Source organism: Hymenobacter taeanensis (assembly GCF_013137895.1).
Classification (GTDB): domain Bacteria; phylum Bacteroidota; class Bacteroidia; order Cytophagales; family Hymenobacteraceae; genus Hymenobacter; species Hymenobacter taeanensis.
Genome location: NZ_CP053538.1, coordinates 4278438 through 4301376 on the forward strand (window position 1 = coordinate 4278438; position 22939 = coordinate 4301376).

Annotated in this window: 22 protein-coding genes; 13 read left to right on the forward strand and 9 right to left on the reverse strand. The window is 56.6% G+C overall.

Annotation, left to right across the window (positions count from 1 at the left end; all coding sequences use genetic code 11):
• The first annotated feature begins 61 nt into the window (after positions 1–61).
• The 4 genes from HMJ29_RS17945 (at position 62) to HMJ29_RS17960 (ending at position 4026) form a co-directional block, all read left to right on the forward strand.
• Complete coding sequence (locus tag HMJ29_RS17945) at positions 62–1168, forward strand: glycoside hydrolase family 53 protein (RefSeq protein WP_171592785.1); 1107 nt, start codon at positions 62–64, stop codon at positions 1166–1168.
• A 120-nt stretch (positions 1169–1288) separates the two neighbouring features.
• Positions 1289–1651, forward strand: coding sequence for a MerR family transcriptional regulator (locus tag HMJ29_RS17950; protein ID WP_171592786.1), 363 nt, complete (start codon positions 1289–1291; stop codon positions 1649–1651).
• A gap of 329 nt (positions 1652–1980) precedes the next feature.
• Positions 1981–3108, forward strand: a complete 1128-nt coding sequence (dprA, locus tag HMJ29_RS17955; RefSeq protein WP_244679076.1) for a DNA-processing protein DprA — start codon at positions 1981–1983, stop codon at positions 3106–3108.
• A 78-nt stretch (positions 3109–3186) separates the two neighbouring features.
• Positions 3187–4026: an aminotransferase class IV gene (locus HMJ29_RS17960; RefSeq protein WP_171592787.1), complete on the forward strand. Its 840-nt coding sequence runs from the start codon at positions 3187–3189 to the stop codon at positions 4024–4026.
• Between the two features lie 67 nt (positions 4027–4093).
• Here HMJ29_RS17960 and HMJ29_RS17965 read toward each other — a convergent pair whose 3' ends face one another.
• Complete coding sequence (locus HMJ29_RS17965) at positions 4094–4291, reverse strand: hypothetical protein (protein ID WP_171592788.1); 198 nt, start codon at positions 4289–4291, stop codon at positions 4094–4096.
• Positions 4292–4863: 572 nt separating this feature from the next.
• Complete coding sequence (locus HMJ29_RS17970; RefSeq protein WP_171592789.1) at positions 4864–5658, reverse strand: thymidylate synthase; 795 nt, start codon at positions 5656–5658, stop codon at positions 4864–4866.
• 237 nt (positions 5659–5895) lie between these two features.
• Between HMJ29_RS17970 and HMJ29_RS17975 the strand changes: the two genes are divergently transcribed.
• From HMJ29_RS17975 to HMJ29_RS17990, 4 genes are all read left to right on the forward strand, one after another.
• Positions 5896–6210 (forward strand): hypothetical protein, encoded by a 315-nt coding sequence (locus HMJ29_RS17975; RefSeq protein ID WP_171592790.1) that lies wholly within the window; start codon positions 5896–5898, stop codon positions 6208–6210.
• A 105-nt stretch (positions 6211–6315) separates the two neighbouring features.
• Entirely contained in the window at positions 6316–7713 is a 1398-nt protein-coding gene (locus tag HMJ29_RS17980; protein WP_244679075.1) for an ATP-binding protein, read from the forward strand.
• Between the two features lie 90 nt (positions 7714–7803).
• Positions 7804–8199 carry a response regulator gene (locus HMJ29_RS17985; RefSeq protein WP_171592791.1) on the forward strand — a complete coding sequence of 132 codons (396 nt, stop codon included), beginning with the start codon at positions 7804–7806 and terminating at the stop codon, positions 8197–8199.
• Entirely contained in the window at positions 8189–9235 is a 1047-nt protein-coding gene (locus tag HMJ29_RS17990; protein WP_171592792.1) for an adenylate/guanylate cyclase domain-containing protein, read from the forward strand. The genes HMJ29_RS17985 and HMJ29_RS17990 overlap by 11 nt, the downstream gene beginning before the upstream one ends.
• A gap of 84 nt (positions 9236–9319) precedes the next feature.
• On the opposite strand, the gene HMJ29_RS17995 is transcribed toward HMJ29_RS17990, so the two are convergent.
• The 3 genes from HMJ29_RS17995 to HMJ29_RS18005 all read right to left on the reverse strand — a co-directional run bounded on the left by HMJ29_RS17995 (position 9320) and on the right by HMJ29_RS18005 (position 13345).
• Positions 9320–10387 carry an SDR family oxidoreductase gene (locus HMJ29_RS17995; RefSeq protein ID WP_171592793.1) on the reverse strand — a complete coding sequence of 356 codons (1068 nt, stop codon included), beginning with the start codon at positions 10385–10387 and terminating at the stop codon, positions 9320–9322.
• 244 nt (positions 10388–10631) lie between these two features.
• Positions 10632–11087: a Crp/Fnr family transcriptional regulator gene (locus HMJ29_RS18000; RefSeq protein ID WP_171592794.1), complete on the reverse strand. Its 456-nt coding sequence runs from the start codon at positions 11085–11087 to the stop codon at positions 10632–10634.
• A 29-nt stretch (positions 11088–11116) separates the two neighbouring features.
• On the reverse strand, positions 11117–13345 hold the full coding sequence (locus tag HMJ29_RS18005) for a hypothetical protein (RefSeq protein WP_171592795.1): 2229 nt from the start codon (positions 13343–13345) through the stop codon (positions 11117–11119).
• A gap of 199 nt (positions 13346–13544) precedes the next feature.
• Between HMJ29_RS18005 and HMJ29_RS18010 the strand changes: the two genes are divergently transcribed.
• Positions 13545–14153 (forward strand): HD domain-containing protein, encoded by a 609-nt coding sequence (locus HMJ29_RS18010; RefSeq protein ID WP_171592796.1) that lies wholly within the window; start codon positions 13545–13547, stop codon positions 14151–14153.
• Positions 14154–14197: 44 nt separating this feature from the next.
• Here HMJ29_RS18010 and HMJ29_RS20745 read toward each other — a convergent pair whose 3' ends face one another.
• Together HMJ29_RS20745 and HMJ29_RS18020 are read right to left on the reverse strand one after the other, a co-directional pair.
• Positions 14198–14698, reverse strand: a complete 501-nt coding sequence (locus tag HMJ29_RS20745) for an energy transducer TonB (RefSeq protein WP_366670727.1) — start codon at positions 14696–14698, stop codon at positions 14198–14200.
• 233 nt (positions 14699–14931) lie between these two features.
• The gene (locus HMJ29_RS18020; protein ID WP_171592798.1) at positions 14932–15153 is read right to left on the reverse strand and encodes a hypothetical protein; all 222 of its coding nucleotides are present in this window, start codon (positions 15151–15153) and stop codon (positions 14932–14934) included.
• Positions 15154–15329: 176 nt separating this feature from the next.
• On the opposite strand from HMJ29_RS18020, the gene HMJ29_RS18025 reads away from it, so the two are divergent.
• Positions 15330–17630: an efflux RND transporter permease subunit gene (locus HMJ29_RS18025; protein ID WP_171592799.1), complete on the forward strand. Its 2301-nt coding sequence runs from the start codon at positions 15330–15332 to the stop codon at positions 17628–17630.
• A 416-nt stretch (positions 17631–18046) separates the two neighbouring features.
• On the opposite strand, the gene HMJ29_RS18030 is transcribed toward HMJ29_RS18025, so the two are convergent.
• Both HMJ29_RS18030 and HMJ29_RS18035 read right to left on the reverse strand, forming a co-directional pair.
• Positions 18047–18844 carry an alpha/beta fold hydrolase gene (locus HMJ29_RS18030; protein WP_171592800.1) on the reverse strand — a complete coding sequence of 266 codons (798 nt, stop codon included), beginning with the start codon at positions 18842–18844 and terminating at the stop codon, positions 18047–18049.
• A gap of 436 nt (positions 18845–19280) precedes the next feature.
• The gene (locus tag HMJ29_RS18035; RefSeq protein ID WP_171592801.1) at positions 19281–19523 is read right to left on the reverse strand and encodes a hypothetical protein; all 243 of its coding nucleotides are present in this window, start codon (positions 19521–19523) and stop codon (positions 19281–19283) included.
• 562 nt (positions 19524–20085) lie between these two features.
• On the opposite strand from HMJ29_RS18035, the gene HMJ29_RS18040 reads away from it, so the two are divergent.
• The 3 genes from HMJ29_RS18040 (at position 20086) to HMJ29_RS18050 (ending at position 22937) form a co-directional block, all read left to right on the forward strand.
• Complete coding sequence (locus tag HMJ29_RS18040; RefSeq protein WP_171592802.1) at positions 20086–20667, forward strand: hypothetical protein; 582 nt, start codon at positions 20086–20088, stop codon at positions 20665–20667.
• A 403-nt stretch (positions 20668–21070) separates the two neighbouring features.
• The gene (locus tag HMJ29_RS18045) at positions 21071–21421 is read left to right on the forward strand and encodes a hypothetical protein (RefSeq protein ID WP_171592803.1); all 351 of its coding nucleotides are present in this window, start codon (positions 21071–21073) and stop codon (positions 21419–21421) included.
• 58 nt (positions 21422–21479) lie between these two features.
• On the forward strand, positions 21480–22937 hold the full coding sequence (locus tag HMJ29_RS18050) for an SWIM zinc finger family protein (RefSeq protein ID WP_171592804.1): 1458 nt from the start codon (positions 21480–21482) through the stop codon (positions 22935–22937).
• Positions 22938–22939 lie beyond the last annotated feature (2 nt).

Consider the following 22939-nt stretch of genomic DNA (forward strand, 5'->3'; position numbering starts at 1 on the left):
CTCGGAAGTCGAAGCACTGCCTGGGCAGCAGAAGCCCGGCCCCAGCCCTTGCTCTGCTCCCATGAAGTCAACTCTGCTGCCACGCTCCCGTACTACCCCGTCATGGCCAGCCACCCGAGTATTCTGCTCGCTGTTTGTTTTGCTGTGGCTTGGGGCTTTCTCAGGCCAGGCCCAATCTGCTAAACAGCCGGCTCACTCCTCGCTGCCAGTACGCTCAGCCGCAGACCAGGCAAAACCAGGGAAGATGCTGGGGGCTGATATTTCGTTTTTGCCACAGCTGGAAGCCCGGGGGATTACGTTTTCAGATAAGGGAAAGCAGAAGGATGCCATCCAGATCCTGAAAGACCATGGCTTCAACTACGTGCGGCTGCGCCTGTTTCATAACCCGGCGGCCGACAGCGGTTACTCCCCTGATAAGGGCTTCTGCGACCTGGCCCACACCCAGCAGATGGCCACTCGCGTTAAGCAGGCGGGCCTGAAGTTCCTCCTCGACTTTCACTACAGCGACACCTGGGCCGACCCGCAGAAGCAGTTTAAGCCCGAAGCCTGGAAAGATCTGCACGGAGCCCAGCTAGAGCAAGCCGTGCACAACTATACCCGCGACGTACTGCTGGCCCTCAAGGCCCAGGGCACCCTGCCCGATATGGTGCAGGTAGGCAACGAGATTAACCATGGCTTGCTTTGGCCAGATGGTGATATTCACAGCGCCGATAGCGTGGCCCGCCTTGATAACCTGGCCGGACTACTAAAAGCAGGCGTTGCGGCCGTACGGGAAACTGCTCCGCAAAGCCTGATTATAATGCACATTGCCCTGGGCGGGCAGAATGAACAGTCAGTGTACTGGCTCGATAATATGTTTGCGCGCGGAGTTACCTGCGACGTCATAGGCCAGTCGTACTACCCCAGGTGGCACCGTACCCTCCCTGACCTGCAGCGCAACCTCACCAGCTTAGCCCGCCGTTACCCCCAGGATATTGTGGTGGTGGAATACTCTGAGCTGAAGCGGGAGGTAAATAACATCGCCTTCACCCTGCCTAACCATAAGGGCAAGGGCACCTTTATCTGGGAGCCGCTTAATACCTGGGAGCAGGTATTTGACAAGGAAGGCAAGGCCAATGAGCTGCTAGGCGTATATGATGAAATACACAAAAAGTTTAAGGTGAAGTAGATTTTCAAGCGTGAGGGCAAATACCTCCTCTGAATTGACTCCCAAGCCTTAGCTTGCACCTTATGCTAGCCGTATCCTACCTCAAGTAGCGCGGCCTCTCAGGTTCTACTCTACTTAACTATGCCCTATAAAGAGCGCGACATCGAGAAGCAGTACTTCACCATTGGCGAGGTGGCGGCCCAATTTAATGTAGCCCCCTCCCTGATCCGGTTCTGGGAGACGGAGTTTGAGGAGCTGCGCCCGCGCAAAAGCAAAAAGGGTAACCGGCTTTATACTCCCCAGGATATTGACACGTTCCGCACCATTTACCACCTGGTGAAGGAGCGCGGCTACACCATCCCCGGTGCCCGCGACATGCTGAAGCAAAAAGGCCCGCAGCTCAAGGAGAAAATCGATGTAATCCAGAGCCTGGAAAAAGTGCGCGGCTTTCTGGTGCAGATGAAGAAAGAGCTGGATGTCATAGGCAAGGCGCAGCAGGGGTAATGAGCCAGCTTTTCCCCCAACCTTTCAACTCTATTGGTGAAGCCCTAATTACAACGGCGTGTATACTGTTGGCAGATGTGGTTATTGTTTTCGTGTCGGTCCTCCCTATTCTGGGAGATAAGACAAACGGCAACTACTCTTCTGAGGAACTGATAACCAAGGTTATCTTGGCTAGCTACCTCCTGATTCTAGTGCTGCTAGGCCTGTATTGGCAACGTAATCAACGGCCTAAAAGCCGACTTGTTGGCATTGCTCTAGGCGGATTACCCATGCTGTGGCTTCTTGGCTGCTTTGTAGTTAAGTCTCTACGCTAATAACAAAGTACGGTAGTGGAAGTAGCTAACCAAGATCTTTACTACGAAGTAGCCCTTACCCTTTTCCCCAATATTGGGCCGCAGCTCACGCGGCAGCTGATGAGCTACGGAGGCTCGGCCCGGAACGTGCTGCACCTGCCGCCGGGCAAGCTGCGCAAGATTCCGGGCGTGGGGCCGGCCACCGTGGCTATCCTGACTGGCCTGGAGCGCACCAAAGCCCTAAAACAGGCCGAGGAAAGCCTGCGGAAAGCCGAAAAGGAAAGCGTGCAGATTCTGTTTTACACCAGTAAACGGTTCCCCGCGCGGCTTAAGCAGCTCCCCGACGCACCCGTGCTGCTCTACTACCAAGGCACCTCCGACCTGAACCACCCCAAAACGGTGGCCATTGTGGGCACCCGCCAAGCCACTGACTATGGCCGCGAGCAAACGGAGCGGCTGGTGAAAGGATTTGTGGCGCACCGGCCCTTGGTAGTAAGCGGACTGGCCTACGGAATTGATATTGCCGCTCACCGCGCCGCTTTGCAGGAGGGCCTGGAGACGGTGGGCGTTATGGCTACTGGCCTAGACGTGCTCTACCCCGCCGCCCACCGCAAAACCGCCGAGAAAATGCTCACGCAAGGTGGCCTACTCACGGAATTTCCCTTCGGCACCCAACCTGACAAGTACAACTTCCCCTCCCGTAACCGAATAATTGCAGGCCTCTCCGACGGCACCGTGGTAGTGGAAGCGGCCCGCAAAGGGGGCGCCCTGATTACCGCCGACCTAGCCCACGGCTACGACCGGGATGTGCTGGCCATACCCGGCCCGCTGGGCTCGGTGGCCTCCGAGGGCTGCCACGAGCTCATTAAGACCAACCGGGCCGCGCTGTACTCTGAGCCCAAGGACCTGGAGCAGCTCCTGAATTGGGATGCGGCCCTGCAGCTCACCGGCAAGTTCAAAGGCCCGACTAGCTTTGACCCCGCAGATTTCAGCGTTGAAGAGTTCAGTATTCTGGAGGTGCTGCAGGTTGCCAAGGAAGAGCACATGGATACTATTGCCTGGAAAGCGCAATTGCCGGTCCATCAGGTGGCTTCTCTCCTGCTCGGCCTTGAGTTTCGGGGAGTGGTGAAAGCGTTGCCTGGCAAACGGTTTTTGCTTGGCTGATGCGGCTTGGTGGCGCACTGCAGCCGCCTGCAACGAGCGTTGCTACCGTTAATTTGCCTTCTCTCATCTGTGCACATAATGATTTCCGGCTCCGCTTATTTGCTCTCTAACGGTCAGCTGCTTCCGGCGGCGGATTTCATGCTCCCGTTGCCTAACCGCGGGCTGTATTTCAATGATGGCTTCTTCGAGACCATGGTGTGGGACGAATCTGGCCTGCGCTACCTGCCTCAGCACCTAGCACGGTTGCAGCGGGCGGCGGCAGTGTTAAGCTTAGAGTTGCCTCCTGAAGTAGCCACGGCCACGGCCCTGAGCCAAACGCTAGGCCAGTTGGCAGCCGTTAATGAGCTGCCAGTGGCGCGGCTGCGCTTACAACTCTGGCGCGAAGGTGGCGGATTGTACTCACCCACTACTGCGGGCTGCGCGTGGGTAGCTACAAGCCAGCCGTTTTCCCCGCTCGAGACGCCCATCACCCGCGCCGACTTTGCGCAAGCTGTACATACAAACTTCTCAGTCTACTCCTTTTGTAAAGGCCCTAACGCCCTCACCTACGTGCTGGCCGCCCAGGAGCGAGAGCAGCGCCAACTCAAGGAAATACTGCTAACCAGCGCGGAGGGCTATGTGGCCGAAGCCGTTTCCTCGGCGGTAGCCTGGATTTGGGAAGGTGCTATTTATGCGCCGGCACTCGGTACCGGTTGTGTTGCTGGCGTGCGGCTGGCTCACTTGCACCAGGTAAGCCAAACACTAGGGCTCCCTTGGCATGAAGGCTTATATTTTCCCCAGCAGCTGTTGGCCGCGGAGGCCGTGTTTACCGCCAATATTGCCGGCATCAGGCCTGTGGAGGAAGTAGCAGGTGTGCGGTTTACTTCAGAGCAACACCCCGTATTGCAGCAGCTACGCGCCGCTGAAGCGCTAGGCTAAAAACCGAAAGGCGTATCTACTACAGTAGTTACGCCTTTAGCCATACAGTGCATTAGTGGTAACCAGCTTAACCTGGTGGCACCCGCCGCCGCATCCGGCGCCAGCTTTCTTCATATTCCTCTAAATCAGTTTCTGTTACATTATTAATACGCATAATTTCAGCGCGATTAACAGGATTATTGGCAATAGAGTACAGGGCAATCCAGGCCCTGTGGCGCAGGGGTAATTGAGTAGAAGCAGGCTTTTTTGCGGTAACAGTTATCATGGCAGCTTATACGAAGCTACAGTATAAATTAGATTTTTGCTTGATAATTTAATTTTACCGTTAGTCGATTAATACATATAACTATTTGCATTACAGCGTTATGAAACCAAATACGCCATGTTAAATTCAGCTAAATTTTATTAATAATACAATTTTAACTTTATTATATCTAACATACAGCATCCCGCTGCAACTGCTAATAGCAAATTTCCGGGCATCTTCATCGATGCATGCATTAACGTCACTTGCGGTGATCTTTAGAAAAGACAAAAACCCCCATACAAGCATGTTGGTACATATTACTAAGCTACCTGAACAGTCTGTAGTATGTGTAAGTCCTTTCACATATCAGTCTGCTTTAGCAAACGAGGCTTTATAAGCCGTGTCTTACTCCATAAGCAGCAAAACCTACCGGCTGGTTACTTCATAGCGCTGCCAATCCAGTTTCAGTTGCTATTGGCTTAGTCTTTCCTGTTGTTAGGTAGTTAGTGTAATGCCAACGCCCCGCACCCACTACGTGTCCGGAAGGCGTGCGTAGTGGGCGCGGGGCGTTGAAAGAAACTGAGCCTGCTTTATACGGCCACGGGGGCCTTAATACCAGGATGGGGTTCGTAATTCTCCAGGGTAAAATCTTCGTACTGAAAGCGGAAAATGTCTTGCACAGCAGGGTTTAGGCGCATCTGGGGCAATGGGCGCGGCTCCCGGGTCAATTGCAGGCGGGCCTGCTCCAGGTGGTTGCTGTACAGATGGGTGTCGCCGCCGGTCCAGATGAACTCACCGGGCTCTAGGCCACTTACCTGCGCTAGCATGAGCGTGAGCAGGGCGTAGCTGGCAATATTGAAAGGCACGCCCAAAAACACGTCGGCGGAGCGCTGGTACAGCTGGCACGACAACCGCCCATCGGCTACGTAAAACTGCACCAGCGCGTGGCAAGGCTGCAGCTTCATCAGGGGCAAGTCGGCCACATTCCAAGCCGAGATGAGGATGCGGCGCGAGTCAGGCTGTTCCCGCAGCTGGCGCACCACCTCGCTGATTTGGTCAATGGTGCCACCGTGGCCGTCGGGCCAGGCGCGCCACTGCCGGCCGTACACGGGCCCCAGCTCGCCGTTTTCATCCGCCCACTCATCCCAGATGCTCACGCCGTGCTCCTTGAGGTAGGCAATGTTGGTATCGCCGCGCAGGAACCACAGCAACTCGTGAATAATACTACGCAGGTGTACTTTTTTGGTAGTAACCAGCGGAAAGCCCTCCTGCAGATTAAACCGCATCTGGTGGCCAAATACTGAAAGCGTGCCCGTGCCGGTGCGGTCAGTTTTCTGCGTGCCGTGGTCAAGAATATGGCGAACGAGGTCGAGGTATTGGCGCATGGGTGTAAACTAGAAAAGCAATGGAAACTGCCGGCAACCGCCAGTTCTCACTAGTAGTAGCCCAAAAATAGGAAAACCTGGCGGCTGCACCAGCTGGCCCGGCGGCAGAGGGCCGGCTAGCAGAGCCCCGGGGGCCTTATGCCATGAGGTATTCTGGTGACCTAGCCTCACAAGCTGGACAAAAGCTTTTTAGAAACTACTTTATAATGGCATCTTTAGGCCATTAATTATTATTCGATGAATATTTCTAAATCTACGTTCCTGCTTACAGTGCTACTGTTTATGGCCAGCAGCGGCCATGCGCAGTCACCACCAGGGAGGGCGCCAGCGGCACCTGCCCAGCAGCAGCTAACGGTGCAGGTTACGCTACCCACGGCGGTAGCGGTAATGAGTGATTACGCCCGAGCCCTCTTTTCCAGCCACCCCGATAAGCTCAAAACCCTGACTTCAGGGCGCAAGACGCGCACCAGCAACCCTACCGTTGAATTCACCATTGACCTGCCCAAAGGTTGGGGAAGCAAGAAAGGTGAAAAGGGTGCTGAAAAAAACTAATTTTCTGTCTCTCCAAGGCAACTAGCTGACCTAAGCCAGCTAGTTGCCCGAATGGCATCAAGTCTCCCACTCCCTATTCCCGCCGCGCCTGACTAGCTTCTGCTTATGAGCGTTAACACTACCATTTTCTTTACTATCCCCATCGCTATGCTGATTGTGCGAGCGATGCGGCGCTTTTTTGACCTTGATACCCGGCTGCCCCATAGTAATAGGGCGCTGAACATGATCTGGGTGCCCGGCGTGATTCTATATCTGGTGGCGTTGGTGCTGAAGTGGCAGACTGATCAGCTGGATGAGATATACCTGCTGCTGGTACTAGGAGCCATAGTAGTGGTACTGCTGCGGCTGCAGCAGTACCGCCCGGCGCGCACGGTGCTGCTGGCCCTGTTGCCTTACACGTTGTACTCAGCCCTTGAGCTGGAGCTGGCCCTTACTAATAGTGCCTGGCTGAAGGAGTACGATGATGCCTTTGGCACCTCACAAGGCTTTGCCCTCATCTGGCTGTTTACGTTTCTGCTGATTGCCCGCAACCAGAAGAAGCAGCTAGAAAAAGAGCGCCTGCTGCGCGAGCAAGAAGAAAAGGCCAAACGCCTCATTGAGGCCCAGAATGTAGAGCTGGAACGGCTGGTGAGCGAGCGTACGGCCACGCTCACCCAGCAAGCGGAGGAGCTGCGCGAGGCCCTCACAGAGCTCCGGATTACGCAGACCCAGCTCATCCAGAGCGAGAAAATGGCCTCTTTGGGAGAGCTGACGGCGGGCATTGCTCACGAAATTCAAAACCCGCTCAACTTCGTCACCAACTTCTCCGATGTATCGGCGGAGCTGATTGATGAGCTGGAAGAGGAGCGCCAACGCCCCGACCGCGACCCGGAGCTGGAAGCTGAGCTGCTGATAGATCTAAAACAGAACCTGCAGAAAATTACCCACCACGGGCAGCGGGCCGCCAGCATTGTGCGGGGCATGCTGGAGCATAGCCGGGCCAGTACCGGCGAGCGGCAACCCGTAGACCTTAACGTGCTGGCCGATGAGTACCTGCGCCTGGCCTACCATGGCCTGCGGGCCAAAGACAAATCATTCAACGCCACCCTCGTCACCAACTTCGATCCGGAGCTGGGTACCATTCAGGCGGTTTCGCAGGATCTGGGCCGCGTGCTCCTCAACCTGTTTACCAATGCCTTTTACGCCGTGCAGAAGCGGAAAGAGCACTGCCCTGATGGCTACACCCCCACCGTGAGCGTAACCACCCACCACCAGCCCGACGGCGATGTGCAGGTGCGGGTGCGCGATAACGGCACGGGTATACCAGAGGCCGTGCAGAAGAAAATTTTCCAACCCTTCTTTACCACCAAGCCTACCGGTGAGGGCACAGGCCTAGGCCTCTCCCTGAGCTACGACATTGTAACGAAGGGCCATAACGGCACGCTTACCGTAGAAACCACGGAGGGTGAAGGCACTGAATTTGTCATCACGCTTCCCCGCGCCGATAGCCCGGAGTCGGCCTGAGCCGACAGATAAGCGCAGCAGTGGCGGGTGGCTCAGGCTTGTTTCTGGTTTTTCCTTCTCCACATCCTATTTCACCTAGATTTGTAAACGATGAAGATATTGGTTGTAGATGATGAAACCGACGTGCGTACGTTGTTTGAGCAGCGCTTCCGTCGGGAAATACGGAGTGGGCAATTCTCCTTTTCCTTCGCCTACTCCGGCGAGGATGCCCTGGCCTACCTGCATGATCATGCCTCGGAGGTAGTACTGATTCTGTCAGACATCAACATGCCGGGCATGAGTGGCCTAGAGCTCCTCAAGCACATTAAACAGCAATACACCTCTCCTCCGCCCGCCCCGCCGCAGGTGATGATGATCACGGCCTACGGCGACGAGGAGAGCTATCAGCAGGCCATGCAGCTTGGGGCGAATGATTTCCTGACCAAGCCCGTTGACTTTGCGGCCCTCAAAGAAAAACTGACCTCGCTCTCGAGCTATGAAAACTAAAATACTGGTAGTGGATGATGAAGCAGACCTGGAGCTGCTCATCAAGCAGAAGTTCCGGCGCAAGATCCGGGAAAACGTGTACGAATTTGTGTTTGCCAGCAACGGCCAGGAGGCGCTGGATTCGGTGCAGGCCAACCCCGACCTGGACATCATACTCTCCGACATTAATATGCCGGTGATGGATGGCCTGACCCTGCTCAGCAAAATGCCGGAGGCCAACCCCATTGTGAAAACCGTAATGGTATCAGCCTACGGTGACATGGAGAACATCCGGACGGCCATGAACCGGGGGGCATTTGACTTCGTGTGCAAGCCCGTAGATTTTCAGGATCTGGAGCTGACCATGGAGAAAACTGCCAAGCAGGTGCGCCAGCTGCGCGAAACGCTGCAGGCCATTCAGGAAAACAACATCCTGAAGATGTACGTGGATGAAACGGTGCTCAATTTCATGGGTCGGCCCGGCTTTGAGAACAAGCTCATGGCCAGCGAAACCGTAGAGGCCACCGTGGTCTTTATGGATATCTGCGGGTTTACGTCGCTGTCGGAGGTGCTGCCGCCGGCTGAAGTGGTGGGTATGCTCAACACCTACTTCGACCAGATGGTGAAAGAGATAATTGCCCAGGGCGGCTACGTAGACAAGTTTATGGGCGACGCCGTAATGGCCGTGTTCCGGGGCGACTTCCACCTCGACCGCGCCATTGATGCGGCGCTGGCGGTGCGCAACGTGGTGCACAGCAACCAGCACACCCTGCCCGATGGGAAACCCTATCAGCCCCAGGTGAGCATTGGGGTAAACACTGGTGAAATGGTATCCGGTAATATTGGCTCGGCCTCCCTCAAGCGCCTCGACTACACCGTTATTGGCGACACCGTAAACGTGAGCCAGCGCCTGCAGGCGGCCGCTCTGCCCGGTCAGATCATCATCACGGAGGCCACCTATGAGCGGGTAAAAGAGTCGTTTCAGTGTCGCCCAATCAAGGAAGTCACGCTGAAGAATAAGGTGCAGCCCGTTATGATTTATGAAGTAGTGGCCTAGCCGCTGTGCAGCCAGTACCCAAAAGCCCCTCAGCTATGCAGATGCACAGGCTGAGGGGCTTTTTGGCGTTGTATAGTACGTAATCTAGGGTAGTAGTCGGTCGTGGCGCAACTGCTTAAACAGATCAAAGAAGGATTCCTCGGTGCGCTGATACACGGCGAAGCCCCGCTGGCGGCTGTTGGCCATGTCGGTCATTACTTCAATGGGCCGGCCCAGGTCAAGATCAGTGTGCCAGGGAGAAGCCAGGCGGTCCAGGTTGGGTTCCGTTAGCTGGTGGCGGGTGGCAATATCGCGCCACACATCAGAATACTGCGCCATCTCCGCTTCCAGTGGGTGAATAGTTCCATCAAAGCCCACAGCCTCTACGCCAAACCAGTCGGCAATCTTGCCCCACAGCCAGCTCCAGCGAAATACGTCGCCGTTTACAATGTTATAGGCTTCATTCTTGGCGGCCTCGGTGGTAGCGGCCCACACAAGCTGCTTGGCAATTACGCGGGCATCAGTTACATCGGAGAGGCCTTCCCACTGCGCTTTTGAACCGGGCCAGCGGAACGGCCGGCCGGTTTCCTTGCAGATACTGGCGTACACGGCCAGGGTGGTACCCAGGTTCATCTGATTGCCAACGGCTTTACCGATAATGGTGTGGGGGCGGTGAATGCTCCAGGTAAACCCATCACGCTCAGCGGCGGCGTACACTTCATCTTCCTGAGCGTAGTAGAAGTTCTCAACGGGCAGGCGGGGCTGCTCCTCGCGCAAGGGCGTGGGGGGCAGCACTCCTTCCTTCGCATAGGCCTCAAATGGCCCCAGGTAGTGCTTAAGCCCGGTTACCAGCGCCACGTGCTGCACGGAATGTTTAGGAGCCAGCACCGTGAGCAGGTTGCGCACCATGGCACTGTTCACCCGGATATTTTCCGCCTCGGTGTCGTTGCGCATCCAGCTCGTGATAAACACGTGGGTCGGGGCCAGGTCTTGCAGAGCGGTTTCCAGACCGGCAACCTCAAGCAAGTCGGCGGCTACGGGCTGGAGGCCGGGAATATCGGTGCTGGGTCTGCGGGCGAGGCCATAGGTGGTCCAGCCATTGGCAAGTAGCTCCTGAGCCAGGTTGCTTCCAATAATGCCGCTAGCGCCTACTACTAATGCAATCTTATTCATATAAATTCTGGTGTTTAGTGCGCTTGTGTAGCCCTGCCGGTAGGGTTGCTAACGGTGGTTCCCAACTAGCCTTGTAGGCATCCAGGAACCTGGCTATACGCCAAACAAGCAACCAGCCCCCGCTTTGTTTAGCAGCTGTTGGTTGCCTGTTGAGCTTAACTACCCCGGAAACCGGGGCCGCAGAAAGGATAAACACCAAGCTATCAGGCCTGTCTGCCCGCTGCACACCAAGGCACAGGCTTCCCTATTGAGGCAGCTGCATTTTTTCATTTTGGCGGCGCAGGCGTTGGCAAAGCACGCGCAAAATATTGCGCAGCACCTCGCCCCGTTCTTCCATCACGTCATAGAAATCTTCCTGGTCGAGGCGGAAAGTAACTACAGCGCCGTGAGCCACTGCCGAGGCCGAGCGGGGCTCAGCATCCAGCAGGGCCAGCTCGCCGAAGAAGTCGCCGGGGCGGAAGGTGGCTAGCTGCTGCGTGCCGCTGAAGATGTGAACTTCCCCTTCCTGCACAATAAACAAGGAAGTACCTAGGTCGCCCTTGGCGAAGATTTGCTCCCCCTCCTGAAAGGCCACCTCCTTCATGATGGGCACAATGCTGCTGAGCACGTTTTCGGGGGTTTCAGCAAACAGAGCGGTGTTTTTCAGGAGGGCAACCCGCTCCGTGGCCGAGATGCGGGACGTGGTGGCGTGGTGGCTCATAAGTAGGGAAAGTACGTGAGGATGTGCTTCTAGCAGATGCTGATAATCTTCGGGGCATTATGGCCAAAGCGCTCTAAGGTAGCGGTGGCACTTTGCTGAATGAGGGGGTTAGCACTGTGCAGCAGCGGCAACACCTGGCCTACGGTGTAGGGCGTGGGCCGCCACTGGTCTAGGGCCCTACTGATGGTCCAATCGGTGTAGGCCACCTCGCCGCGCTCCACAATGCTGGGTACTATGGAGGCGCCACCGGCAACTGGCCCCAGCAGGGCATCAAACCGGCGCACCTTTTCGGCTACTGGCACCACATCAAGCAAGGTTTGCAAGCCTTGGTACAGTGGCCTGGGAATCAGGTTATCGAGCATTTCGAGGGCGTTGGCCTGCCGCTCCCGGGCGGCGTGTGCAACACCCCGCTGGGCATCGGCAATAATCTGGGGCGGATAGAGCTGCAGCAACAGCCCAAACAGGCGCTGCTGTACCCGCGTCAGCTCATACTCCAGGCTAGCCTGCAACCCCGGGTTAGCCGTGGCGGCCTGGCCTAGCAATAGCTGCTGGGCCAGCCGCATCTCCTCCTGCACCAGCCCCTGAAACACGGCCGCATCGGCAGGCCGTGGCTCAAAGTTGCGCAACGCCCGCAGGGCTGCCTCGCGCCGGAACAGGTTAGGTTGCCGGGCCAGCTCCACCAGAGCCTCCCGGCTTGCGGGTTGCGGCACGTGGCCGCAGAGCTGAGCCACCCGCCGAATCAGCGCTTCATCAGGGCTGGTGCGCAGGGTGCTGGTGAGCTCCGGCAGGGCAGCTGCTCCCAGTTGCAGGAGCTGATCAGTGGCGTGGGGCCGGGTGGCTTTATCCGTTAACCCCATGATCAGGGCCTGTATTCCTGCTGAGTCAGGCACTACCTGGTCCTTTGCGCTACCGGCCGCCGCGTGGCCGTTTACCGGAGTGCCGGGCTCTTCAACGGGCGCAAAGCGGCGGCTCACTGCGTGCTGCAGCTCCGCCAGGTAATGCCCGTAGGTGCGGTAAAGCAGCACCAGAGCCAACAGCGCCAGCACAGCCATCCAGCCGAAGGTAAGCTGCTCACTGAACTCAGGCCGGGTGTGCAAAGCAAACAGCAGCAGGCCGGCCAGCGCCATACCCAGGGGTTCATACACGCCTTTTGCCAGGGTATGGGCCTGCAGGCGCTCAGTAGCGGGCAGCGGCTGAAACAGAATCAGGAAAACCGGGTCAAACACGGCCCGGCGCAGCACCTCCAGGGCCAGAAACAGGCCGCAGAAATATAGCATCAGGCTGTCGTCGGAGCCGGTGGTTTGCAGTACGGCATACAGGCCTAGGCCTACCAGCACCGTACCAGGCAACGCCAGCAGCGTACCCCGGAACCCCATGCGGTCGAGCGTTTGGCTGGTGAGCAGCAGCTTAAATACCAGGGCCAGCAAATACGTGAGAGCTAGCACGCTGCCCACGTAGCGCATCACCTCTGATTGGTCGTGAAAGCGGTGCTTAACGTTGACGAAGAAGGAAAACTCAATACCCGTTGTAACGGCTGCAATGGCCAGCATGCTCAAACACATGGTCAGCACCAAGCGGCTGCTGCCAAACCAGCGCTGCAAGCCCGGTGTTACGGCCGTGGTACGCTGGGCCCGGGCGGCTGAGCGGGCCTCCACTACGTGGGAACGGCCAGTAGCCTGCAGCACCAGCAGAGCGCCCAGGTAAGCCCCAAACGCGGTGAGCAGCAGCCAAAGTAAATCAGTGTGATGATGAATCAGGATGGCCAGCACGGCACCCAGGGCCTTGGCGGGCATGTCGCCGGAGCTGATTACGCTGAACAGGCGGCGGCTTTGGCGCACATCAAACACCACCGCCGACACGCCCCAGAACTCTAGGTTAGTTAGCAGATAAATAACTCGGTAGCCGGCCATAATGGCCACGGCCGCCGCCACGGAGTGGCCTACTGCTACTAGCACCCCCAGCACGCCCGTGAGGGCTACCACGGCCAGCAACACCCGTACTGCCACCCGCTGCAGGCCCAGGTGATGCTCATAATGGGCATACACCTTGCCGGCCCCAATCATGAGCAGCGCCGCCACACCGTAGGCCAGGGGCAGGTTGCGCTCCGGGTTGTTTTCGAGCAGAATTACGTTGGCTGATACGTAGACCAGAATGGTGCCGATACCCAGCAGGAAGTTGTGCAGGAAGAACAGCCCCACCGTGCGCCCCTCATCGGGCCGAATGCCCAGCAGTTGCTGCCAGCGTTCAAGTAGTGTCATTCTTAGTAATTGATTGCTGGTTGCGGAGGGGGAAATGGTTTGCTGGTGCTGGAGATGGTTTGAAAACTAGCAACCAACCAATAACAAGCAGCCCTCACCCCTCAACAACTAAAATGAGAAGACGCAAGATAGTGGCCTAGCCCGGCATGGCACGGGTTTTTTCCTGTAATTACACCTCCCTACTCAATCTGCCCACCCCATGGACTCTCAACGCGCCGAAACCTACGTGCTTGACCAGCTGCGCCAGCACCTCTCGCCCACCCTGGCCTACCACGGCGTACATCACACCCTTGATGTAGTAGCCCAGGCCGAGTCGCTGGCCGCCGCTGAGGGCGTAACTGACCCCGACGACCTTGCGCTGCTCCGCACGGCCGCCCTCTACCACGATGCCGGCTTCATGACCACCTACCAGGGCCACGAGTCCGCCAGCTGCGAACTGGCCCGGGAAATATTGCCTGACATGGACTACTCACCCAGCGAGGTTGAGCTGATCTGCCGCATGATTATGGCTACCCAAGTACCCCAGAACCCCGACGACCTGCACCTGGCCCAAATCCTCTGCGACGCCGACCTAGATTACCTGGGCCGCCCCGATTTCTGGACTATCAGCCAAACCCTGCGCGAGGAGTGGCAAGCCCGCGACATGGTGCGCGACGAGCAGCACTGGTACGAGATTCAGGTGAAGTTCCTCAGCGCCCATCGCTTCTGGACGCGCACCGCCATTGCCCGCCGCGAAGCTGAAACACAGGCTCGCCTAGCAGAGATTAAGGTGCGGCTGGCGCAGTTGGGAGGCGATGGAGTGGCCTAGTCGTAGGATTGGGCCAAAACGCCCATGAGTTCTCGTAGCGAATTTTAGTTTACAGCGTACGAAACTCTCAACACCTCCTCACTACCTCCTGTAGAAGGTTCAAAGCGTACTTGCCGTAGAACACATTGAGCCTGTTGCACCATACTGGCCTCACCCGCTGCTCCCGTGGGGATTGTGCTTTCCACGAGTTTGCTATCCACTACCCTGCCTGCAGCATCTATTGTCAAACGCATGGTAACCGTACCCTCCGTCATAGCACGCATGGCTTCCACAGGAAAGCTAATCATGCGTGCTATGTAACTAAAATAAGTATTGTCTTCTGGAATAAGCTGCTTACGCTCAAAGCGCTGGCCTATACCTCGCTTGAGCAATGGCGTTTTTGACCAAAATAAAGCAGCTCGCATAGAGTCCTGCTGCATCTTAGTCTGCTGAGGCTTGGCCCGAGCCACCGGTCGGGCCTCCCAACGGTTATAGGTCGTTTGCGCCATTCCTCGTTTCACAATACATGAAAAGGCTACCAGAAGCAAAGAGAAGCAATTTCTCATATCAAGATAATGGAATAGCCTCTATGCAGGTCATTGGCACATTAGTTTACAGTACTTCTCGCTATGTGTCACTCTCAAGTAGTTAGCGCCAGTGTATACATACTCTTGGTAGAGCTTAGATGTGAGTAACTACGTCGAAGCTTGGCACTTGTACCTACAGTAAAAGAACAGGCAGTAATAGCAGAGCCACCCTCCTAGATGAAGGGTGGCTCTGCTATGCGTTTATCTGATATTTACAAAGACTTCACGGGCGCTGGTGAGGGAGTTACGGCAGCGGTTTTGGCGCCTTTCTTCATGCAGCAGGAGCCGCCAGCCGCCATTTTCTTGTCCATTGAGCAGCCGGTAGAGCTGACTTCTTTCTTGCCTTTCTTGGTTTTGTCACCGTTGTGTCCCTCATGGGCCGCGGCAGAACCTACAAAAGCAAACAGCGACAGGGCGAGCAGTACGTTTTTCATATTAGTACAGGAATAAGGGGAAACAAAAGCGGGAAATTGAGGGTTGGCTTACGGCCGACTCTAAGATAACATTCTTGGCCTGAACCACGGCCTACTAATCTGACGAGAAGCCCCGGTTGTTACACCTGGCCTAGGCCACTTTTCCATTGCGCCCCGCCGGACCCGCGCCCCCGCTTATGCCCCTCCGCAAACTCAGTTATAGTATTCTGCTCGTCCTGGCCCTGCTATCGGCCGTGAGCGTGTACTTCGTGGCGCAGCTGCGCTTCAACTACAACTTCAACGATTTCTACCCCGCCGGCGACCCTGATCTGGACTATTACCAGCAGTACTCCGGCCGGTTCGGCAACGACAACGATTACGTGCTGCTAGGCCTGGAGGCCCCGGCCGGGCGCACCGTATTTGAGCCGCAGTTCCTGACCCGCGTTGACTCTCTCACGCGCTTCATTCAGGCCCGGCCGCACGTGGTGCACGTTACCTCACCCACTAACGCTACCAACCCTGTGGTTGAGGGACTGGGCGTATTCAACATCCCCTACCTCCACCCCGAGGAACCCGCGCGCCGCGCCCAGGATTCGGCGCTGGTGTACCGCACGCTGGGCCTCGTGGGCAACCTCATCGCCCAGGATGCCCGCGCCGTTACCATCCTGCTGCAAACTTCCCCCAACCTCAGCAAGCCCCCCGGCGACTCGCTCTTGACCGCGGTGCGCACTGAGCTAAGCCGTCAGGGCGTTGCCGAAGCCGATTATCATTTGGCCGGTAAGCTGGTGGCACAGTCGGTGTTCGTGGATCGGCTGCAGCGGGAGCTGATGGTGTTTATGTCGCTGTCGGTGGTGCTCGTGACGGGGCTCTTGTGGTTTACCTTCCGGACGTGGTGGGGCGTGGTGCTGCCGTTGGTGGTAGTGCTGGGCGCAATTCTATGGGGTCTGGGGCTGATGTCGGCGTGCGGGGTAAGCATTGACCTGATGACGGCCCTGCTGCCGGTGATGCTGTTTGTGGTGGGCATGTCGGATACCATCCACATCATTACGCGCTACGTTACGGAGCTGGGCTACGGCACTTCCAAGCGCGATTCGCTGCTGATTACGCTCAAAGAGTCGGGCTTTGGTTCGGGGCTTTCGGCCCTTACCACAAGCATTGGCTTTTTCACCCTGATGACCAGCACCATCCGCCCGATTTACAACTTCGGGCTGTTTACGGGTATCTCGGTACTGCTCACCTTCGTGCTGAGCTTTACGCTGCTGCCGGCCATGCTCATGCTGCTGCGCAAGCCTCAGCTGCGGATTCCGCGCGAGGAGGGCCACAGCTGGGACGGGGTGCTGGGCCGCATGTTCCGGACGGTGCTGGCCCGCCGCCAGTGGGTAGTGGCCATTAGTGCCCTGCTCCTGATTGGTTCGGTGGCCTCGGCCTCGCGCATACGCATCAACTCGGCCCTGCTCGACGACCTCTCCAAAAACGACCCCGTGAAGCTGGATTTCCGGTTTTTCGAAGACCACTTCGCCGGCGTGCGCCCCTTCGAGCTCGACCTTAAACCCGCTCCCGGCCGCTCTATCTACGACCTGCAGGTGCTGCGCCAGACCGAGCAGATTGAGAGCTACCTCACCCAGGAGTACGGCCTCAGCTTCGTGGCCTCACCGGTTACGCTGGTGAAATCAGTGCGCAAGGCCTTCAATGGTGGCTTACTCGAAGAATACCGCCTACCCGACTCCGATGCGGAGCTGAAACGCCTGGTTTCCCGAATTAAGCTGTTCCGCAAGAAGCCAGAGTTTCGGGCCCTCGTGCTGCCTGATGCCTCCGAGGGCCGCCTAACCGGCCGCATGCCCGACGTAGGCAGCATCAGAGCCGATAAGCTCAACGCCGACCTGCGCCAGTTCCTGCGCCAGCACTCCGACTCTACCGTACTGCAAACCCGCCTCACCGGCTCGGCCAACCTCATCGACAAGAACAATGAGAACCTCACCCTGAATATGATTACCGGGATGAGCATTGATATCGTAATGGTCACGCTCATTGTGCTGGCCCTGTTCCGGAGCCTGCGCATGACGCTGGTAGTGCTTATTCCCAACCTGGTGCCCATTCTGATTGTGGCGGGCGTGATGGGCCTGGCGGGCGTGCACATGAAGGTGAGTACCAGTATCATCTTTACCATTGCCTTTGGTATTGCCGTTGATGATACTATCCACTTCATCAGCAAACTCAAACTCACGCTTTTGAAGGAACGCAGCCTGTTTAAAGCAGTACGCAAAACCTATCTCATGGCTGGTAAAGCCGTTATTGTCACCTCCCTCATTCTGGTAGGCGGTTTCTCCACGCTCATCTTCTCTTCCTTCGATGGCACCTTCTACGTTGGCTTGCTCATCGGGCTCACGCTGCTCTTTGGCGTAGTAGCCGAACTCACCCTGCTGCCCATCCTGATTCTTGCCTTCTATAAGCACCGCCCCAAGGAAATCCGGCAGCCAGTGCCAGCCCTCGGCGGGTAGGCATACAAACGAACGACCCATTATGTATTAGTAAGTAATGGCCGGTTTTCGCTGTTAATTTGCTTGATTAAGACGTATTAAGTGTAAGCCCTGGAGGGGCAGCGAGAGTGCCTTTATCGCAGTTATCGATATATACAATCATCAACTGGGGGTTGTCAGCCCACGTAATTTCCTAGACATTTAGTACAGCCATACCTTCTACAGTGCCATTAGGGGTCTGGAATGGACAAGCAGCTTCCCAATCTCCGGTAACTGATATCCTGACCTTGGGGTCCCCTCGAAGCATTCAGATAGCCAAACACATTCCTGCTTTTAGGGTTGGTTTTGTCCCCAATGCAAACAGGATGCTGTTACTTACACATTATCCGCAAAGACACAGAATTTACCCGGGCGACGCAGGACGCCGCCAGAGTGGCCTAGGCAGAAGCCAAGTACCGCTCTAACGAGGAAATAGTGGCTACCGGCGCGTTCAGGTGCGGGTAATGCCCCGTGGTGTTCAGAATTTCCAATTGGCTTCCGGCAAGGTGCGCATGCAGGTACTGGCCTACCTCAGAAGGGGCCACGGTATCCTGCGCGCACTGCACCACCAGCGCTGGCACCTGCACCTTTGAGAGCTCGGCGCGATAGTCAGAGAGGAAGGCGGCACGCGCAAATTGCCGGGCAATGGTTGGCTTAACCTCCACAAAGCTCTGGAGCACTTCCTCAACCAGCTCCGCCCGCATATCTCCACCCACTAGATTGGGAACCATGGCGTGTGACCACCCGCGGTAGTCCCGGTCGAGGAATCCCAGCACCTCTTCTAAGTCCGCAGCGTCATAGCCGCCCCGGTAGTCGCCATCGTTCAGGTAGCACGGAGAAGCCGCCACCAGCACCAGCCGCTCAAACAGCTCAGGCTCCTGAATGGCCGCCAGCACCCCGATTATGCCACTCACTGAGTGGCCTACATACACCACTTTAGGGAGCTTCAACGTGCGGATTAGCTCCAGTAAATCCCCCACGTAGCCATCAAGGGTTTGGTAGCGGGCAAAATCATATGCCGAGACATCGGAGCGGCCGGCCCCTACCAAATCAAACAGTACTACCTGGTGCCGGGCGGCAAATGCTGGTGCTACGTAGCGCCAGGCTTGCTGGTCAGTGCCAAAGCCATGGCCAAAAAGCAGGGGCGGCCCGGCAGCACCGTACGTAGAAACACAATGACGACGAAGAATATCCATATAACTCTGAGCTAAGCAACCCGCACAACTAATTGAGCCTGCTACTCTGGAGGCCTCCGCCCTCGTTGTAACCTAGCTTAAGAGTAAGCTGGTCATATTCAGGAGCCTGAGCAAGTATTTCCCAACATAGCACCTCCCTCCTTTTCTGGGGCGGCACTGCTAATCTGAGTCGGCGGTATAGGAAGCCTCCCTGACAGGCACCCCTACCCGGCTTTAAGCTGCTACTGTCAAGCCGAGGCCCGAATAACACTGCAAGGGCTTTCCTGATATGGGACACGCAGACCGAACATGCACCATGCTGCTCCACTGCCCAGCGCAGTGGCCGTTACCATCAACATTACCCACCAGCTGCCGAAAATAGCAGGGCAATGGATAGGGTATAAACGCAAACCAGCCCCAACCTGAGAGGTGGGGCTGGTTTGAGTATGGCTTGGGTTTACTGAATTTTGGCTGAGCACATATCCGTAAAGGCCGGACAGCAGTCATTTACTAAATCAACGGAGTAGCCTCCTGGTTCGGGAATAAGCTGCAGCTGCGGCAGCGTGCCGTGCTCAGGGCAGCTAATTCCCTGCAATTTCTGATACAAGCCCGTCAGCAACTGCTCCTCCTGATTGTGGTGCAAAAGCTGTCTGACTACTTCAACATTAATTACGTCGTGGTGCTTGGTAGAAATGGACATAAGCGTGCAAGTAAGTGAGTTAATGAACTGACCATCCACCTTGTTATATTCAATTTTTTCCTGGCTCACTCATAACGTCAAAACGCAATTATGATTCAGCGATGAAAAACTTGTTATATAGCTGATTTACAGCAGATAGGCATGGCAAAATATAGAGCTAAACTTTTAAACAACCGCATTTAGTTTTATTATCACGAGTTAGCCCTTGCTTCACCTAACCTCCTATTATCCAAATACTTCAACTAATTCTAACCTTGTTGCATTTCATGTACTAACATACCCGACTTTTCAGGCCACTCTGGCTGTTGCTCCAAGCTAGCTTAAGAAGCAAGTGCCGCAGGGTTTGCTACCATGCAACCGGAAATAGGCCAGGTGAATGATAAACTGCCGATTTCTAAGACAGCCCGCACCAATTGGTGAATGGCTCTGGTTGTGCCGCCTCTGCGGCTGATACTCGCCTATTCTGCGCAGCCATTGAGCCGGAGTGGCCTAGGGCTGCCGATAGGGCTGCAGCCACAGGGAAATGTATCCTGCTCGGCTACTTCATCGTTTCTTTGCGACTATGATGCACTCCCGCCTGCTTGCTGCCGCTTTCCTGTTTCTGCCTTTCCTCAGTGGTGCCCAAACCCCGGCCCCCAGCCCCGATCCGCTGCCCCGGCTGATTCAGGAACGTGAAACCCTGATCCGTCAGTACGAAGCGGCTAATGCCCAGCGAAATGCATTCCTGGCCAATAAGCCCAGCAAAAAAGACCTCCAGGAGGTGGTAGATGCTCTGAAAGGCATTATCAGGAAGGATACTGAAATTGTGCGGGCCGTACAGGACGCCACGCAGCGCCGCACGGCCGCCATTGTGGCCGAGAACCAGCAGGCCAAGCAGCAAGTAACAGTGGCTCAAACAGACCAAACCAGTACCCGCCAGCGCTTCTACGACCTGGAGAACGAAATTGCCAACCTGCAGCTGCGCGACAAGCAGCGGGAGAAAAAGCTTCAGGACGTACAAGCATCTGCCGCTGAAGCCACGCAGGCCCGCACCAGTCGCGAGCTGCTGGCCGCCGGCTTGGCCGTACTGTCTATTGCCCTGCTGGCTTATGTGCTTAAGCTCCGTAGCAGATTGGCAACCCCGCCCCCCCGGCGCCGCAAGTAATATGCTTACAGTCAGCCTGGTTCTAAAATGTGGCTGCTATCTACACCAGAGGTCATTAAAAAGCCCCTTTTTGCAGAAAGGGGCTTTTTGAGATGAAGAACCAGTCACTCAGCTAGGTCTCCAAAAAAGTGCAAGAGTAGCAACTGCCAGGTGACACAGCGTAGCTTTAGCACGGGAGGCAGAAGTTAAGAACTCTTTTCAAAGAGACAACTTTTGAGCGTAGGTGTAAAGGAAGAACCCTTCGCATTTGTGACATGCCAACGCCCCGGCAGTAGGCCAGTTCACAAACATAAAGTCTATCGAATATTTATTGTTGAATTCGAAAAGGACGCCATTTCACTTAGCACGCTTGGCGTACGCCAGTAGATTTATGCTTCAATTGTGACCTGAAAATTAATCAGTAATGCTAGTTACCGCTGCCGAATTTCTGACTTACCGCGAGGCAGTTGTGCTCTATTCCCAACTCCGGGCGCTTGAAATTGAGGCCCTGGTAAAAACCTGTGGCCCGCCTACTTTTCCTTTCGGCGACGGCATGTATTACCAGCTTCTGATTGAGGAATATGCCGTGAATGATGCTCAGGAGCTGCTGCAGGCCTTTGCGAAGCAGCGAGCCGCGCCGCCAGCCTTGCGCTGCCCCAGGTGCGACTCGCAAAACCACCTCCTGCTGCGGCAGTTGCCCTGGTGGAAACGCGTGTTTTACGCCGGCACTACTCTCCACAAATGTGCCGATTGCGGTAAGGAATTTCCGGCCTGAACTACTACTTTGCCGCGGTATCCGGCCTGCTATATCACAGGCGTAATGTTGTAAGCAATTGACCTGGACCGAAGCACAGGCCCGCGCCCTTATTACTGATGCTGGCACGCTTAAACGCGGCCAGGAGCTTGCCGCCCCCACGAACTGGAGCCACCTGGGCCAGACCGCCACTGCTGCATGGGGTGAGTGCAAAGGCAGCGGCAGCAAGCCCTATCAAACCGGCCTCGACCTCACGGAGCCTGCTTTTAAGTGCTCCTGCCCCAGCCGGGTATTTCCGTGCAAGCACGGCGCCGCCCTGCTCCTGCTGCTGGCTCGCCAGCCCCAGCTGCTCAGCGGTACCACTCCACCGCCCTGGCTGCAGGAGTGGCTACATAAGCGCCAGCAAACGCAAGGCAAAAAGGCCGTACAAACTGCGCCGGAAGAGACTTTACTGGCTGCACCCAGCCTGGCTCCTGCCACCACCGCCGATGCTGAGCTAGCACGCCAGAAACGAGAGGCACAACGCCTGAGCCGAATGCAGCAGGGCGCTGAAGAGCTGGAAACCTGGCTAGCAGATCTTATGCGGGCCGGGCTAGCTACGGCCGAAAGTCAGCCGCTCAGCTTCTGGGAAAACCAGGCGGCGCGGCTGGTTGATAATCAATTGCCGGGGCTAGCCGCCGTACTGCGCGAGCTGCCCAGTCTGCGCCACCAAGGCCCCACCTGGCCGGAGCTACTGCTAGGCCAGGTAGGGGAACTGTACCTGCTAACCCGCACCACCCGCAACCTAGGGCAGTTGCCTGCTGAAACCCGCCGAGAAGTGCTGCAGCAACTTGGCGTGACTAGCAAAAAAGAAGAAGTTCTCGCCACGCAGCCCGCCGTTACTGATCAGTGGCTGGTATTAAGTCAGACTACCACGCAGGAGGAGCGCCTGCTGGTGCGCCGTTCCTGGTTGCAGGGCCAAACAACCAGCCGCTATGCCCTGGTGGTAGAGTTTTCCTTTGGAGGTCAGGCTTTCACTACGTCCCTGGTACCAGAGGGCCGCTTTGCTGGCAGCGTAACATTTTACCCAAGCCTGTTTCCGCTGCGGGCAGTACCCGGTGAGCTCACTTTTGTGGGCACCAGCACCCTGGCCCCAGTAGGCAGCACCACGCCCGATGAGTTGCTGGAGGCTTACGCGGCCGGGCTAGCCCAGCTGCCGTGGCTGCAAGAGCTGCCAGTGCTGCTGAGCGGCGGGGTGCCACTACAAACCACCACCGGTGCCTGGGCACTTCAGTTTCCGGCCGCCGCTGCACCTGCTAAAGCCTCTGCATCTGTCATTCCTGATGCCTCCAGCGTTCCTACTGGCCTACCGGCCCCTACCGCGCCCCCTAAGCTCAACGACATCCTCATGCCTCTGGCCTGCGATGAGCTTCATGGCTGGCAGTTGCGCGCGGTGAGTGGTGGCTATCCGCTCACGGTATTTGGCGAATGGACGGGGGCCGCCCTGCGTCCGCTTGCCCACTGGCCTAGTCCCCTTACCGCTCCTTTCTCTGCCTGATT